This is a genomic window from Salinisphaera sp. T5B8 (genome assembly GCF_040361255.1).
Classification (GTDB): domain Bacteria; phylum Pseudomonadota; class Gammaproteobacteria; order Nevskiales; family Salinisphaeraceae; genus Salinisphaera.
Genome location: NZ_APNG01000006.1, coordinates 13,066 through 26,895, shown reverse-complemented (window position 1 = coordinate 26,895; position 13,830 = coordinate 13,066). Strand labels below are relative to the sequence as shown.

Genomic DNA, 13,830 nt, shown 5'->3' with positions numbered 1-13,830 from the left:
AGCGCATGCGTGCAGCGGCGCTCGAGCCCGGGCCGGTCGACGATCGGCTCTGGCTGCGTGCGGCGGATGCGCTCGACAAGCCGATTCTCTATCGCTGGCAGGTCGCGGCCTATCGCGAACATATCGAGACGCTGTGGGGCTGGGATGCCGAGTGGCAGGCACGCGACTTCGACAAGCTCTTCGCCGCACTCGGGCCGCTGGTCATCATGCAGCGTGATGCCGGCGAGCGCTGCGCGGCGGGCTATATCCAGACCCAACGTCGGCCTCGATCGCTGCATTTGGCCAATATCGTGCTGCGTGCCGAGATGCGCGGGCAGGGCATCGGCACGCGCGTGCTGCGCCATCTGCAATCGCAGGCGGCTGCCCGGGACATGGCGGTGACGCTCAAGGTGTTTTGCAGCAATACGCGCGCTCTGGCGTTCTACCGCCGGCTGAATTTCCAGGAAACCGGGCGCACGAAAACCCATGTCGAAATGCGTTGGTTACGCAATCTGAGCGAGGTATGACGCGATGACCTGGTTACCCGCGATCGAACTTCGTGGCCGGCATGTCATGCTCGAACCGCTCGTGCGCGATCATGTCGATGCCTTGTGTGCGGCCGTGCGCGATGGCGAGGCCTGGCGGCTCTGGGTGGCCGATGTGCCCAGCCCGCAACAGATGCGCCGCTATGTCGAAACGGCCCTGGCGGCGAGCGATCAGCGAGCCTTCGTGGTGCGTGAACGCAGCGGTGACATCGTGGGCACCACGCGTTTTTATGGCGTGGATGCAGTCAATCGGCGTGCCCTGATCGGCTTCACCTGGTATGCCGCACGCGTTCGTGGCACGGCGGTCAACAGCGAAAGCAAGTATCTGTTGTTGTCGACGCTGTTCGACGAGAACGATGCCATCGCGGCGGCGTTTCGCACCCACAGTCTGAATATCGCGTCGCGGCGTGCGATCGAGGCCCTCGGCGCCAAGCAGGATGGACTGCTGCGAAATCACCAAATTCGTGCTGACGGCACGCTGCGCGATACCGCGGTGTATTCCATCATCGCCGCCGAATGGCCGGCCGTACGCGCGAACCTGCGCTCTCGCCTGGCCGCCTACGCCTGACCGACCGCGCCCGGCGGCGCACTCGTTACCGATTACGCAGAATATGCAGGCCCTTCAGCAGGTTCAGGGCCTCGTAGAGCGGGTAATCCGTCTGCGCGAGGTTGGCGCTGCTGGTGGCCTCGTCGGACGGGCCGGGCACCCGCTTGCTATCGGCGGTGTCGTTGGACAGCGCACCGGCGAGATCCGCTTCGGAGAACGGCGTGACCTCGCTGGATTCGGCGGCGGTCACGTTGACGTTCTGAATGCCCACGTCCGGTTCGATGCCCTCGGCCTGGATCGAACGCCCGCTGGGTGTGTAATAGCGCGCCGTGGTGAGCTTCAGGGCCGCGCCGTTGGCGAGCGGCACGATGGTCTGCACAGAGCCCTTGCCGAAGGTGCGATTGCCCATGATCACCGCGCGGTTGTCGTCCTGGAGCGCGCCGGCCACGATTTCCGAGGCCGAAGCCGAGCCTTCGTTGACCAGCACCACGATCGGCGCGCCGTCGAGCATGTCGCCCGGCGTGGCGGTGAACTGCTGATCGGTATTGGGCGCACGCCCGCGAATGGATACGATATCGCCGCTGTTGATGAAGGTGTCGGCTACATCCACGGCCGAACTGAGCACCCCGCCGGGGTTGTTGCGCAGGTCGAGCACGATACCGCGCAGCGGCCCGTTCGCCTCGTCCTTGAGATCGGCGAGTTCGCGCTGCAGGCTGTCGCCGGTCTGGCTGGAAAACTGGGTGATACGTACATAGCCATAGCCGCGATCGAGCATGCGCGACTTCACGCTCTCGACCCGGATGACGGCGCGTTCCAGGGTCACCTTGAACGGCTCGTCGCGCTGTTCGCGCAGGATGGTGAGGGTGACTTCGCTGCCGGCATCGCCGCGCATGGCCTTGACCGCGTCCATCAGGCTCATGCCTTTGACCGCCTGATCGTCGATACGGATGATCAGATCGCCGGCCTGGATGTTGGCCTTGCTGGCCGGCGTGTCGTCGATGGGGGCGACGACCTTTACGAAGCCGTTGGACATCTGCACCTCGATCCCCAGGCCGCCGAACTTGCCCGAGGTCGAGATCGAGATTTCCTTGAACTCTTCGGCGTTCAGATACGCCGAATGCGGGTCCAGGCCGTCGAGCATGCCGCGAATGGAGTTTTCCAGCAGGGTCTGGTCGGAGACGTCCTCGACATAGCCCTGTTTAACGCGGTTGAGGATTTCGACGAACGTACGCAGTTCGTCGAGTGGCAGGCCCTGGCCCTCGCCCTGGGCCTCGGCGTTTTCGGCATTGCTGGCGTCGCTGCGCTCGGCCAGCCCGCCCTGGGCAACGCTCACGATCACGCCGATGACCACGCCCAGCGCAATCAGCAACGAGCTGCGGGTTTTCGATCGCATGAATCCTGACTCCCCTGGGACGACCCCACCCGCACGCGCGCAATAACGCGCCGATAATCAACGACTGATGCGGGAATAATGCAGTCGAAAAGATAGCATATCGCGGCCGTTTTCCGATGCGCTTAGCCGGCCAGCCAACTGGCCGGATTGATCGGCGTACGTCCGCGGCGCAACTCGAAATAGGCGCCATTCTGGGTATGGCCGCCGCTATGCCCGGCCTTGGCCACCGCCTGACCGCGTTCCACGCGGTCGCCGACTTCCACATAGGTGCTCTCGGCGTGGCCGTAGAGCGTGTAGTAGTCGTTGCCGTGATCGATGACCACGATTAGCCCGTAGCGATGCATATAACCGACATACACCACCCGCCCGGCGGCGACCGCGCGTACCGGCGTGCCAGCATCGGCCCCCAGCCATTCGCCCTGCCATTTGAGCGGCCCGCCGGCCTTGGCCGTGCCGAAGCGCGCGAGCACGGGGCCGCTGACCGGAGGCTGCATGCGGCCCTTGAGCTGGCCGAAGGGCGTGTCGTCGGCAGGTTCGGGCGGCAGATCGGACAGCTGCGTACGCAGCCGGCCCATGAGACTGCGCAGGCGTTGCTCGTCGGCTCGCATTTCGGACAGGCTCGCCTGCTTGCCGGATAGCTGGCGGTCGAGCGCGGCGATTGCCTGTTCGCGCTGGGCCTGATTGGCCTTGAGGCTGGCCAGCGTGTCCTGGCGTGCCGCGCGCTGGCGGGCCAGCTCGGTCTGTTCGTTTTCCAGCGCGTTCTGGCGTACGGCCAGATCGGCCAGCGCGCTGCGCAGGGCGGTGACCTGTTCGCTGCGTGCGTTGGCGAAATATTCGTAGTAGACCAGCATGCGACCGAGCTTTTCCGGCGACTGGCCGGACAACAGCAGGCGCATCTTGTCCATCTGACCGCTGGCATGGGCGGCGCGTACCTGTTCGCGCAGGCCGGCGAGCTGGTCGCCGAGTTTTTCGCGCTCGCGATCGCGGCGCCGGGTCAGTTCGGCCACGCGCTTGCGCGCATTGGCGATCGCGTCGTCGAGTTCGCGCAGGCGTTTGGATGCGGCACTGATATCGGCCTCGGCCTGGGTCAGCTGTTTGGACAGATCGCTGCGCTGGCTTTTGTCCTGGGCGATCTGCTGGCGCACGGTATCGATACGATCGCGCAACGCATCCAGCTCGGCGCGGGCGTGTTGCGAGCGCGCGTCGTCGCTCTGGGCCAGTGCAGGGCTGGCCACGCCGAAAGCGAGCAGGCAGAGGCCGGCAAAAACAACAACGCGCATGGCGCTAGTGTATGGCCCAAGCGCCGGATCGTCATGCCCGGTGTGCCCCTGTCGCAGCCGCTATGGCACGTGTTGTCGGCGAGCGGCATGCCCGGTATGCAATAATCGCGGCGCAACGCGCAGTCTGCGCATTTCTCGATCGTGAATTCACCGGCCCGCGCGGGCCGATTTGGACCGTACACGCCATGAATCTGGAGCAGATACAGGACTTCATCACCAATCACCCCTATCTGTGGAGTGCGCTGGTGCTGGCGCTGATCGCGCTGGCGGTCAACGAAGCGCTGCGCACGGTCAAGGGGCACAAGCCGATTCCGGCCAACGAGGCGGTTCGGTTGATGAATACCGAGGATGCGATCGTGGTGGATACGCGCTCGGCCGCGGATTTCAAGAAAGCCCATATCCTCAACGCCAAGCATGTGCCCATGGCCGGCATCGAGGAACGGGCCAAGGAAATCAGCAAGAACACCGATCGCACCATCATCTGCTACTGCGGTATCGGCAACGTCGCGCCCCAGGCGGTCGCGAAGCTGCGTAAGCTCGGCTATACGCGCGCCTATGCACTCAAGGGCGGTATCAATGCCTGGCAGGGCGACGGCATGCCGGTGACCAGCAAGTAGCGCGACGCCGCGCGACAGCGATTCCAGACAACGAGGAGGCGAAATGGCAGAAGACAACGGCCAGCAGGCCAGCGAAAACGGCCAGGCCCAGCGCCAGGTCGCGCTGCAGAAGATCTATATCCGTGATGCATCCATCGAGGTGCCCGACGGTCCGCGCGTGTTCACCGAGCAATATCAGCCCGAGGTCAATGTCGACCTGAACACGCGTATCGAAAACCTCAGCCGGGAAACCCATCAGGTCACGCTGACGGTGACGGTCACCGCCAAGCAGGCCGAGCGCACGGCCTATATCGTCGAGGTGCAGCAGGCCGGCGTGTTCCAGATCGACGGCTTCGAAGACGATGCCGAGCGTGGCCATCTGCTGGGCGCGTACTGCCCCTCCATCCTGTTTCCCTATATTCGCGAGAGCGTGGGCGACATGGTTCAGCGCGCGGGTTTTCCGCATTTTCTGCTGCAGCCGGTCAATTTCGACCGTCTCTATGCCCAGCACCAGCGTAACGACGGCAGCCCGACCAACGTCGGCGACGCCACGCATTAACGCATCATGAGTGCCGCGGGCGAAAAGACCGATCGCTGTATCGCCGTATTGGGGGCGGGCTCGTGGGGCACGGCCCTGGCGATTCAGCTGGCCCGCAACGGCAACCGCGTGGCCCTGTGGGCGCGCGATGCGGATGCCATCGCCGCGATGGCGGCCGATCGCGAAAACAAGCGCTATCTGCCCGGCTGTGCGCTGCCCGACTCGCTCACCCCCGAAGCCGATATGGCCGAGGCAGTCGGTACGGCCGACGATGTGCTGGTGGTGGTGCCGAGTCACGCGCTGCGCGAAACGCTGGAGCGGCTCGCGCCCTTGCTGGGCGAACAGCGGCGGGTGATCTGGGCCACCAAGGGCCTGGAGCCGGAATCGGCCCTGCTGCCCAACCAGGTCGCCGCCGAAGTGCTGGGCGCGGACCGGGTCACGGCGGTACTGTCCGGGCCGAGTTTTGCTGGCGAAGTCGGCCAGGGCATGCCTACGGCCGTCACCATCGCCTCCACCGACGATGCCTTTGCCCGCGATATGGCCGGTGCGTTTCACGACGGCGTGTTCCGTGTCTATACCAGCCGTGACGTCATCGGTGTCGGCGTGGGCGGCGCGGTCAAGAACGTGCTCGCGATCGCGGTGGGTATCTCCGACGGGCTCGGCTACGGCGCCAACGCCCGCGCACTGCTGATTACCCGCGGTCTGTCGGAAATGATGCGCCTGGGCGAGAAGATGGGCGGCGAGCGCACCACCTTCACCGGCATGGCCGGTCTGGGCGATCTGCTTCTGACCTGTACCGACGATCAGTCGCGCAACCGTCGCATGGGTCTGGCCCTGGCGGCCGGCAATGATGTGGAAGGCGCACAGCGCGAAATCCAGCAGGTCGTGGAAGGCGTGCGCGTGGCGCGTGAGGTCTATCGCATCGCCCAGCAGCTGGGCGTGGAAATGCCGATCGCGACCCAGGCATTTCGCGTGCTCCACGAGGATGTCGCGCCGCGCGATGCGGTGCGTACATTGACGGATCGACCTTTTCGGTCCGAAAAAGACTAAAATATGACAGTCGGCGGTGGCTTTGTCCCGCCGCTGCGTGTTTGACGACCGCACCAAGAACCATTCAAAAGACGACCGCGCCATGGCGAACTGGGTAACTTTCGGCCGTTTTCTGCTGCTTTTCGTGCTGCTCGGGATTATTTATTCCGGCGTGCCCACGCTGCAGCTGATCAACGCGCCGCTGACCGTGCTCATCATTGCCCTCGATGGTGTCGATGGCTGGGTGGCACGCAAGTACAACGAGGAATCGCTGTTCGGCGCGACCTTCGATATCGCCATCGATCGAATCGTGGAAACCGTGTTGTGGGTCGTGCTCGCCCATCTGGGTTTCATTGGTGTATGGATTCCGCTGCTGTTCATCATTCGCGGTAATCTCGTCGACGCCATCCGCAGCAAGGGCGCGGCCTCGGGCACGGCCGCTTTCGACATGATGCAGTCGCCGATCGGGCGTTTTCTGGTGGCCGGGCGCTTTATGCGTGGTTTCTATGCCGTGCTCAAGGCCGTGACCTTTGCCTGGATTCTGTTCTGGCAGCCATTCCCATTCCTCGCCATGGATTTCTGGGCCGACTATGGCTGGTTCTGTGTGGGCGTGGGGCTGGTGCTGGCCTGGGCGTCGGCCGCGATCTGTGTTGCCCGCGGTTTGCCGGTAATCATCGAATTCTGTGTCAACGAGCGCCCCGGCGCGCCGGCAGGGCGGGCCTGATGCGCCTGGTGTTGTTCGATATCGACGGCACGCTCGTGCCCGGTTCCAGCTCGGAAGCGCGCTTCGCGCGCTACCTGTGGGACCACGGTGCGCTGGGCCCGCGCCAGCTGCTCGCCTTTGTCTGGTTCTGTGTGCGGTATTTCCCGCGTTACGGGCGCCATGTCATGCAGAAGAACAAGGCCTATCTGAGCGGGCGGGGCAAGGCCGAAATCGCCGCGCTTGCCCGCGATTTCGTGGCCGAGCGGCTCATGCCGGCGCTGTATGTGCCGGCGGTCGAGCGCCTACGCATGCATCAGGCCGCCGGCGATCGGGTGGCCTTGCTGTCGGGCACGCCGCAGTTCATTGCCGATGCACTTGCCGACGCCCTGGGCGTGGACTACAGCCATGCCTCGCTGTGCGCGAGCCGCGCGACGCTTTATACCGGTGCGCCGCCGATCCGTCATCCCTATGGGCCCACCAAGATCGATGCCGCGCAGGCGCTGGCCGAACAGACCGGCCTGCCGCTGGCCGGCGCAGTGGCCTTTGGCGACTCGATTACCGATGCGCATCTGTTTCGTGTGGTCGAGGAGGCGGTCGCGGTCCAGCCGGACAAGCGCCTGAGCGAAGAAGCCCAGGGCGCAGGCTGGGAAGTGCTGCTCGACCGCATGACCGCCCCGGGCAAGCCCGACGCCCACGAAGGCGAATCGCGCTACTGAAACGGCTGTACAAATAACGCCGGCACAGCGGTGCGCGGCGGTATACTTGCGCGTCGCGGTTCGCGGCTGCAAGGCCGGCAGGATGCGCTCGTGTTCTGCCGCGTAGCAGCGTTGCCCCGTCCTTTAAGCGCAGCACCGGCCCCGTCGCCTTTTTGGAACAGCTCAAACATGCAATTCCATTCTGATTCGCTCGCCGTCGTCGCGGTTGCGTTTTTCCTGACGGCGATCCTGCCGGTCAAGGTTTCGGCCAGTGTGTTCGGCGCGAGCAACGACTCATTCGGCGCCGCGTTCATTGCCTTGCTAGGGAATCTCTGCATAACCTCTCGCGGTTCGCGTTCGAGTCCTCAAATGCGTTGCGACAAGGCGTCCGAGCGCAGCGCCTGCCTGATTGGCAGGTCAAGCTCGGGAACGCAGTCGCGGCGCATTTGAGGCCGAACCCCTTCGGGGTCGGGGCTTTGCGCGCGCCTGGTCGGCGTCGAGGCAGACGCACCGTGCAACCAGCACGCTACGCCTACCTCTCCTTGCCAGCCACGCGCAAAGAACGCCGGCGCGACCACGATAGGTTGTGCAGAGATTCCCTAGTGAGCGTTCCGCTGGCTTATCTCGGCCAAGCCTATCTGGGCCTGGGCCTGTTTGGTGCTTATCTGGGCATGGCGCTGGCCTGCGCGCTGGTGCTGCGTACATCCATGATTGGCGCGCTCGTCGTTCCGGTTCTGGCCTGTATCATCCTGCTCGCCGTGGTTCAGCTGCTATCGCGTGCGGGTTTGCTCGGATTCAGCTGAAGCCAATTTGTCGCCAGGCCTCGAAGGCAACCACCGCCACGCTGTTGGATAGATTGAGGCTGCGATTGTCCGGGCGCATGGGCAGATAGATTGCCGCGTCGGCGCGTTCTACGAGCGCGCGCGGCAGCCCGCGCGTTTCGCAGCCGAACAGCAGGGCATCGTCGTCGCGATAGGAAATGGCATCGTAGCGGGTGTTGCCGCGTTTGGTCGCAGCGAATACCCGTGTTTGCGGATAGGCCGTGCGCCAGGCGTCGAAGTCGTCCCATTCGTGGATGATGGCGCGTTCGCGGTAATCCAGGCCCGCGCGGCGCATATGCTTGTCGTCGATGGCAAAACCCAGCGGGTGGATCAGATGCAGGGTCGCGCCGACGTTCACGCACAGGCGAATCACGTTACCGGTGTTGGGCGGGATTTCGGGCTGGTGCAGGACGATATGCATACGGGCGCGGTATTCAGTCGGTCGGTTTCAGGGTTTCGCAGTTCCAGCATTGCTGAAACTGGGCAGCGAGGTATTCGCCGCAGCTCGGGCATTGCCAGGGGCGGCCGTCGTTGAGCGTGCCGCGTTCGAAGGCGCGAATGAGCGCGCGCGCTGCATCGTAGTCGCGGCCTTGATCCACCCAGACGCTGGGATAGACGTTGGCGGGCAGCTCGCCCATGCCGCCCCATAGATGCTGGCTGCGCACATGCGCGGCAATGCCGTGATTGACGAGTACGTCCTTGGCGATTTCCGCGTTGACCGGGTCAGCGGCCAGATAGACTTCACGCGCGCTCATGGGGCCGTTCGTCGGGCCGCAGCTGCCGGTCGCGCGACATTAATTGACTTGGGCGCCGGCTTTGCTAATGTGATCCGACTGATTGTGATGGGGGTTTGGATCATGAGCGTTTTCTCTGCGCGCCGTGCGCTGATTGTTGTCGTGGCTGCGCTGGGTCTCGGCCTCGCCAATCCGGCGGCCGCCATCGATGATTATGCCGAGCCCGGCAAACCGTCTGCAGCTGCCATGGGCGTGGATGCGCTGCTCGTTCGCCCCGTGAGTCTGGCGGCCACCGTGGTGGGTACCGGTCTGTTCGTTGTCTCGCTGCCGTTTTCCCTGCTGGGTATGAATGCGGGCGATGCCGCCGACCGGCTGGTCAAGGAGCCGGGCAAATATACCTTCGTACGCCCGTTGGGCAATTTCCAGGAAAACAGCCCGGAGCGCTGATTCAATCGTCTGACCCGCCGTGTTCGCGAAAGCCGGTCTCTTTGTAGAGGCCGGCTTTTTTCGTGGTTGTCCTTGCGGGGTTCGGCGTGGCGTGGCACCGCTGCCGCTCTGCGCCGTCGTGGCACGTGCACGACGGGCGCTTGGGTGCCAATACGAACATCGCCGCGCGTGGTGATCGCGCGGCGATGTTGCCGGCTTAGTTCGGCGAAAACTCGTCGAGCAGAACGCCGGGCGCCACGCTGATCTGTACGCGCTGCCCATCGGCATCGTCGGCGCGCTCGCCGGCACGGATGTCGATCTTGTCATCGGGTACGCCGTGCGCGGCGAGGAAGTCGGATACGCGGGCCGCCTGGGCCACCGAGCCGCCGGTATCCCGGCTGTCGGTGAACGACGGGCCATGGATGATCACCTGCTGTACCCGGTCGCTGGCCAGCGCACCCGCTAACCGGCGTAATACGCGCTGGCCCTCGCCAGTGACCTGCGGCCGGCCGTTATCGAGCTCGACCACGTTCATGAGTTCCACGCTACGCGAGGACGCATCCGCGACGGTTGCGGTCGGCGGCTGGCTCGGTGCCTCGGGCTCGGCCGAGGGCTCCGGCAGTTGCACCGGCGTGTTGTCGAAACTGCGCGATGGCGCGGTTTCGAGCTGGACCGGCGGCGGGTTCGGGCGTGCCCGCGGCGGCTGGGCCGGCTGTGCGGTGCTTGGACGGCGCTTGGCCGCTGGCGCTTCGGCAACGGTCGTGCTGCCCTGTGTCGGGTTCACCCGGTAACGGATCGTGAACGCGATATCGTTGACCTGTTTGCCGGTCCAGTTGAGCGTGTTTTCGCGTTTTTCCCAGGTGCCCTGACGGTTGGCCTCGTAGGCGAGGATATCGATATTGCGCGGCAGCACCCAGGTATAGGAAAACGAGGCGAAATCGTCCGGGGCATTCCATTTGCCCAGATGGCCGTCCTCGCGCGTGACCCCGTCCCAGCTGTTGAAGACGTAGACGTTGTTGTCGTTGCGTTCGACTTCGGCATCGAAGGCGCCGGTATTCATCAGCGCGAAACTGCCGCTTTTGAAGTGCAGCCGCGTGCCCCCGTCGTCGAGCGGGGTGGACTCGTAATCCGCCGGCACGATGAACACGGCATCGCCCGGCGCTTCGTCCGGGCCCAGATAGAGCACGCGCTCGGCAAGATCCGAACGCAGCGTCTTGTAGCTGGTGAAGTGCAGCCCGTCCGCGCCCAGTACGATGATGTCTTCGCGTTCGACGGCGGCCAGCGCCTGCGTGGCGCAGACGGCCAGCACCAGCATCGCGGTCAAGCGACTCCACATCAGCCTATTCATCCTTGTCCCCATCCCCCTGGACATCATCGGCGCCCGACATTTCCAGTGTCGTCGGGTCCACGATCCGGACTTTACCCCATCCGAGCCCGCGAATGGCGGTTTCGATCTGATCGAGATCGCCGACCACCACCCAGGTAAGCCCGTCGCTATCGATCATTGCCTTGGCTGCATCCGCTAACGCCGGGTCATCGAGCGCGCGGATACGGCGCACATAGTCCTCATAATAATCATCCGGCAGATTGAACACGACCGAGTCGGTCAGCGTCGAGGCCAGCGCCGAGGCGGTTTCGTTCTCGCCCGGCAGGCTACGGGTAAGATTGGCCCGCGCGGCCGAGAGTTCGCTTTCGCTGATCGGGCGGGCGTCGCGCACGCCGGTGAGCTCCTGACGCATTTCCTGCATGGCCGGCGCGGTTTTGTCGATCTGTACGGCGGCGTAGGCCACGAACGGTTGCTGTGCGCGCGCGTCCATGAGCAGGCTGCGCGCGCCGTACGACCAGTGCTTGTCTTCGCGCAGGTTCAGGTTCAGGCGCGAATTGAACATGCCACCGAGTACCGCGTTGACCGTTTCCATGGCGATCTCCTGATCGCTGGATTTGGGCGGCGCGACGTTGCCGGCGATCACCGTGGCTTGATTGCTGCCGGGACGGTCGACCAGATAGATATGCGTCGCGTCGGGCGGGGTGATCTCGGGCAGACGTTTTGTCGGCCGCGGCGTGTCACTGGCCGCCTTCCAGTCGCCCAGATGCGCTTCGAGCATGGGCTTGAGCTCAGCCATGGTGGTATCGCCCACGACCACGAGCGTGGCGTTGTCCGGGCGCAGCCAGGTGTGGGCGAAGTGGCGGATATCGTCTACCTTCAGTTGTTCGATCGCCGCGCGCGTGCCACTGCCGGTCAGCGGGATGCCGTAGGCGTGGTCCTTGCCGTAGAGCAGCGGGCCGAGCGTGCGCAGGGCCAGGCTCGTGGGCTGGCGTTTTTCCTGAGCGATACTGGCCAGGCGCTGTTTTTGCAGACGATCGAACTCGTTGGCCGGAAACGCGGCGTTACCCAGCACATCGGCATAGATATCCAGCGATTGATCGAGCGTAGAGGTCAGCGTGGACAGGCTCAACGTGGCCGAATCCAGCGAAGTGCTGGTGCCCAGTTCCGCGCCGAGCCGGTCGAGGTCGGCGCTGATGGCCAGCGCATCGCGGCTGTTGGTGCCTTCGTCGAGCATGGCCATGGTCAGGCTGGCGGTGCCCGGTGCATCGGCCGGATCGGCCGCATAGCCGGCGTCGAAGACCATGCGCATTTCCACCATCGGCGTGCTGTGGCGCTCGGCCAGTCGGATCTTCAGGCCGTTGGATAGGGTGGCGTGCTGGACGTCGGGCAGATCCAGGGCCGGCGTATCGCCGATATCCGGCAGCTGCTGGCGGTCGACATCTTCGCCGCTGGCCTTGCGATCACCGAAGGGCTCGACCGAGAGCACGTACACACCGTCGGTCAGCCAGCGCGCGGCCGCCATGCGAATGTCGTCGGGCGTGGCCTTGCGCAGGATATCGAGTTCCTGCTTGTAGGCGCCCGGATCGTTTTCGTAGATCTCGCCCTGGGCCAGGATATCGGCCTTGCCGCCGATACCGCCCACGCTTCCCACGCCGCGAATGAACGAGGCGCCAAAGCGTGCCCGGGCACGTTCGACCGCGTCCTGCGGCGGGCCGTTCTGGATGAACGCGCGCAGGCGCGCATCGAGCACGGTTTCGATTTCATCCAGACTCACGCCCGGGCGCGCGGTGGCGCTGACGATGAATTGCGAACCGATTTCCTTGTCCCAGACGAAAGCGGATACGTCGGTGGCGATCTGCTTGTCGTAGACCAGGCTCTTGTAGAGCGGGCTGTTCTTGGAGCCGGCCAGCAGATCGGCGGCGATCTGCAGACGCGTGGTATCGGGCGCGCCCGCCGGCGGAATATTCCAGACCTTGTAGATGCGCGGCTGCGGCACGCGGTCGTACATCACCTGGCGATGCTCGCCGCTCATCTGTGCGACCCAGCGCTTTTGCTGGGATACCGGCGGGCCCGGTTCGATGCTGCCGAAATACTGTTCGACCTTGGCCTTGGCGGCTTCCGGTTCGATATCGCCGGCCAGTACCAGCACCGCGTTGGACGGGCCGTAATAGGTTTTGAACCACTGCTTGACGTCTTCCAGCGAGGCCGCGTTGAGATCGGCTTCGGAGCCGATCGTCGACCAGGAATAGGGGTGGCCGGCCGGGTAGGTGTTCGGCGGAATGGTGTCGAACACGCGTCCGTACGGCTGGTTTTCGCCCTGGCGTTTTTCGTTGAGCACGACGCCGCGCTGTTCTTCGAGCAGGTTCTGGTCGATTGCACCCAGGAAATGGCCCATGCGATCGGATTCCATCCACAGCGCCATGTCGAGCGCCGAGGTGGGCACACTGGCGAAATAGTTGGTGCGATCGGCGTTGGTGGTGCCGTTCATGTCGGTCGCGCCGGCGCGCTCGAAAGGCTCGAAATATTCGCCTTGCCAGTGCTCGCTGCCCTGGAACATCAGGTGTTCGAACAGATGTGCGAAGCCGTGCTGGCCCTCGGCTTCGTTCTTGGAGCCGACGTGATACCAGATATTGACCGCCACGATCGGCGTCTTGTGATCGCTATGCACGATCAGCGTCAGGCCGTTGTCGAGCACGTATTTCTTGTAGGGGATATCCACCGGCGGGATATCGATACTGGCCTGGCCCGTGGCGTCTTTGCGCTCGTTGGCCGGGGTTTCGTCAGCCGTTGCCTGGGTGGGGGACGCTGCGTTGTCCTCGGCGGGCTGCTTCGGCGCGTCGGGTGGCGCCGGGTCCGCCTGCTCGGTGGTAGCGGGTGGCGGTGTTTGCGGCGCTGTCTTGGCGGTCGCTTGTTCGGCCTCGGCCTCGGCCTCGGGCGCGGGTTGTACGGGGGTGTCTTGCGCCGATTTCGTGTCTGCCGCATCGATTTTCGGCTGCGGGGCTGACGGCGTACCCGATGAGAAGCTATTCTCGATTCGGGTCCAGGCACGTTCGAACACGTTGGCCTCGTCGTTCGAGTCGCCGGCATTGCCATTGTCACAGCCGGCGAGCAGGCCAGCGGTCGCCAACGTCAGGCAGAGCAGGAATCGTATCCGCATGAAGAGTCAGTCCTTATGAGCCAGATGCCGCGCGAGCGCGCTGCCGCGAGCTTATCAGGG

Annotated in this window: 16 protein-coding genes; 10 read left to right on the top strand and 6 right to left on the bottom strand. The window is 64.5% G+C overall.

What is annotated here, in order from left to right; all coding sequences use genetic code 11:
* Nucleotides 1–5: 5 nt before the first annotated feature.
* Both T5B8_RS06895 and T5B8_RS06890 read left to right on the top strand, forming a co-directional pair.
* On the top strand, nucleotides 6–506 hold the full coding sequence (locus T5B8_RS06895; protein WP_353177388.1) for a GNAT family N-acetyltransferase: 501 nt from the start codon (nucleotides 6–8) through the stop codon (nucleotides 504–506).
* Between the two features lie 4 nt (nucleotides 507–510).
* Entirely contained in the window at nucleotides 511–1,092 is a 582-nt protein-coding gene (locus T5B8_RS06890; RefSeq protein WP_353177386.1) for a GNAT family N-acetyltransferase, read from the top strand.
* 25 nt (nucleotides 1,093–1,117) lie between these two features.
* On the opposite strand, the gene T5B8_RS06885 is transcribed toward T5B8_RS06890, so the two are convergent.
* Nucleotides 1,118–2,464: a S41 family peptidase gene (locus T5B8_RS06885; protein WP_353177385.1), complete on the bottom strand. Its 1,347-nt coding sequence runs from the start codon at nucleotides 2,462–2,464 to the stop codon at nucleotides 1,118–1,120.
* A 122-nt stretch (nucleotides 2,465–2,586) separates the two neighbouring features.
* Complete coding sequence (locus tag T5B8_RS06880; RefSeq protein WP_353177384.1) at nucleotides 2,587–3,744, bottom strand: murein hydrolase activator EnvC family protein; 1,158 nt, start codon at nucleotides 3,742–3,744, stop codon at nucleotides 2,587–2,589.
* 62 nt (nucleotides 3,745–3,806) lie between these two features.
* On the opposite strand from T5B8_RS06880, the gene T5B8_RS06875 reads away from it, so the two are divergent.
* The 7 genes from T5B8_RS06875 to T5B8_RS06845 all read left to right on the top strand — a co-directional run bounded on the left by T5B8_RS06875 (nucleotide 3,807) and on the right by T5B8_RS06845 (nucleotide 8,108).
* Entirely contained in the window at nucleotides 3,807–4,361 is a 555-nt protein-coding gene (locus tag T5B8_RS06875) for a rhodanese-like domain-containing protein (RefSeq protein ID WP_353177382.1), read from the top strand.
* Nucleotides 4,362–4,404: 43 nt separating this feature from the next.
* The gene (gene secB / locus T5B8_RS06870) at nucleotides 4,405–4,899 is read left to right on the top strand and encodes a protein-export chaperone SecB (protein WP_353177380.1); all 495 of its coding nucleotides are present in this window, start codon (nucleotides 4,405–4,407) and stop codon (nucleotides 4,897–4,899) included.
* 6 nt (nucleotides 4,900–4,905) lie between these two features.
* Nucleotides 4,906–5,928, top strand: a complete 1,023-nt coding sequence (locus T5B8_RS06865; RefSeq protein ID WP_353177378.1) for an NAD(P)H-dependent glycerol-3-phosphate dehydrogenase — start codon at nucleotides 4,906–4,908, stop codon at nucleotides 5,926–5,928.
* Nucleotides 5,929–6,010: 82 nt separating this feature from the next.
* Entirely contained in the window at nucleotides 6,011–6,631 is a 621-nt protein-coding gene (locus T5B8_RS06860) for a CDP-alcohol phosphatidyltransferase family protein (RefSeq protein ID WP_353177376.1), read from the top strand.
* Nucleotides 6,631–7,326, top strand: coding sequence for an HAD family hydrolase (locus T5B8_RS06855; protein WP_353177375.1), 696 nt, complete (start codon nucleotides 6,631–6,633; stop codon nucleotides 7,324–7,326). Before T5B8_RS06860 ends, T5B8_RS06855 begins: the two co-directional genes overlap by 1 nt.
* Nucleotides 7,327–7,494: 168 nt before the next feature.
* Nucleotides 7,495–7,755: a hypothetical protein gene (locus T5B8_RS06850; protein WP_353177374.1), complete on the top strand. Its 261-nt coding sequence runs from the start codon at nucleotides 7,495–7,497 to the stop codon at nucleotides 7,753–7,755.
* Between the two features lie 152 nt (nucleotides 7,756–7,907).
* A complete protein-coding gene (locus tag T5B8_RS06845; RefSeq protein WP_353177372.1) occupies nucleotides 7,908–8,108 on the top strand; it encodes a hypothetical protein in 201 nt (66 codons plus the stop codon).
* Here T5B8_RS06845 and T5B8_RS06840 read toward each other — a convergent pair.
* Nucleotides 8,101–8,547, bottom strand: a complete 447-nt coding sequence (locus tag T5B8_RS06840) for a tRNA (cytidine(34)-2'-O)-methyltransferase (protein ID WP_353177370.1) — start codon at nucleotides 8,545–8,547, stop codon at nucleotides 8,101–8,103. The genes T5B8_RS06845 and T5B8_RS06840 overlap by 8 nt on opposite strands.
* Before the next feature lie 13 nt (nucleotides 8,548–8,560).
* Nucleotides 8,561–8,881, bottom strand: coding sequence for a putative signal transducing protein (locus T5B8_RS06835; RefSeq protein ID WP_353177369.1), 321 nt, complete (start codon nucleotides 8,879–8,881; stop codon nucleotides 8,561–8,563).
* A 102-nt stretch (nucleotides 8,882–8,983) separates the two neighbouring features.
* On the opposite strand from T5B8_RS06835, the gene T5B8_RS06830 reads away from it, so the two are divergent.
* Nucleotides 8,984–9,307: a hypothetical protein gene (locus tag T5B8_RS06830; RefSeq protein ID WP_353177368.1), complete on the top strand. Its 324-nt coding sequence runs from the start codon at nucleotides 8,984–8,986 to the stop codon at nucleotides 9,305–9,307.
* 196 nt (nucleotides 9,308–9,503) lie between these two features.
* Here T5B8_RS06830 and T5B8_RS06825 read toward each other — a convergent pair whose 3' ends face one another.
* Both T5B8_RS06825 and T5B8_RS06820 read right to left on the bottom strand, forming a co-directional pair.
* On the bottom strand, nucleotides 9,504–10,622 hold the full coding sequence (locus T5B8_RS06825; protein WP_353177367.1) for an OmpA family protein: 1,119 nt from the start codon (nucleotides 10,620–10,622) through the stop codon (nucleotides 9,504–9,506).
* A gap of 4 nt (nucleotides 10,623–10,626) precedes the next feature.
* A complete protein-coding gene (locus tag T5B8_RS06820) occupies nucleotides 10,627–13,770 on the bottom strand; it encodes a M16 family metallopeptidase (protein ID WP_353177366.1) in 3,144 nt (1,047 codons plus the stop codon).
* Nucleotides 13,771–13,830 lie beyond the last annotated feature (60 nt).

Coding starts and splice junctions, on each gene's coding strand:
- T5B8_RS06825 (WP_353177367.1), bottom strand. CDS start 10,622: ATGTGGAGTCGCTTGACCGCGATGCTGGTGCTGGCCGTCTGCGCCACG.
- T5B8_RS06830 (WP_353177368.1), top strand. CDS start 8,984: ATGAGCGTTTTCTCTGCGCGCCGTGCGCTGATTGTTGTCGTGGCTGCG.
- T5B8_RS06855 (WP_353177375.1), top strand. CDS start 6,631: ATGCGCCTGGTGTTGTTCGATATCGACGGCACGCTCGTGCCCGGTTCC.
- T5B8_RS06875 (WP_353177382.1), top strand. CDS start 3,807: ATGGCACGTGTTGTCGGCGAGCGGCATGCCCGGTATGCAATAATCGCG.
- secB (WP_353177380.1), top strand. CDS start 4,405: ATGGCAGAAGACAACGGCCAGCAGGCCAGCGAAAACGGCCAGGCCCAG.
- T5B8_RS06835 (WP_353177369.1), bottom strand. CDS start 8,881: ATGAGCGCGCGTGAAGTCTATCTGGCCGCTGACCCGGTCAACGCGGAA.
- T5B8_RS06840 (WP_353177370.1), bottom strand. CDS start 8,547: ATGCATATCGTCCTGCACCAGCCCGAAATCCCGCCCAACACCGGTAAC.
- T5B8_RS06820 (WP_353177366.1), bottom strand. CDS start 13,770: ATGCGGATACGATTCCTGCTCTGCCTGACGTTGGCGACCGCTGGCCTG.
- T5B8_RS06895 (WP_353177388.1), top strand. CDS start 6: ATGCGTGCAGCGGCGCTCGAGCCCGGGCCGGTCGACGATCGGCTCTGG.
- T5B8_RS06850 (WP_353177374.1), top strand. CDS start 7,495: ATGCAATTCCATTCTGATTCGCTCGCCGTCGTCGCGGTTGCGTTTTTC.
- T5B8_RS06860 (WP_353177376.1), top strand. CDS start 6,011: ATGGCGAACTGGGTAACTTTCGGCCGTTTTCTGCTGCTTTTCGTGCTG.
- T5B8_RS06885 (WP_353177385.1), bottom strand. CDS start 2,464: ATGCGATCGAAAACCCGCAGCTCGTTGCTGATTGCGCTGGGCGTGGTC.
- T5B8_RS06880 (WP_353177384.1), bottom strand. CDS start 3,744: ATGCGCGTTGTTGTTTTTGCCGGCCTCTGCCTGCTCGCTTTCGGCGTG.
- T5B8_RS06890 (WP_353177386.1), top strand. CDS start 511: ATGACCTGGTTACCCGCGATCGAACTTCGTGGCCGGCATGTCATGCTC.
- T5B8_RS06865 (WP_353177378.1), top strand. CDS start 4,906: ATGAGTGCCGCGGGCGAAAAGACCGATCGCTGTATCGCCGTATTGGGG.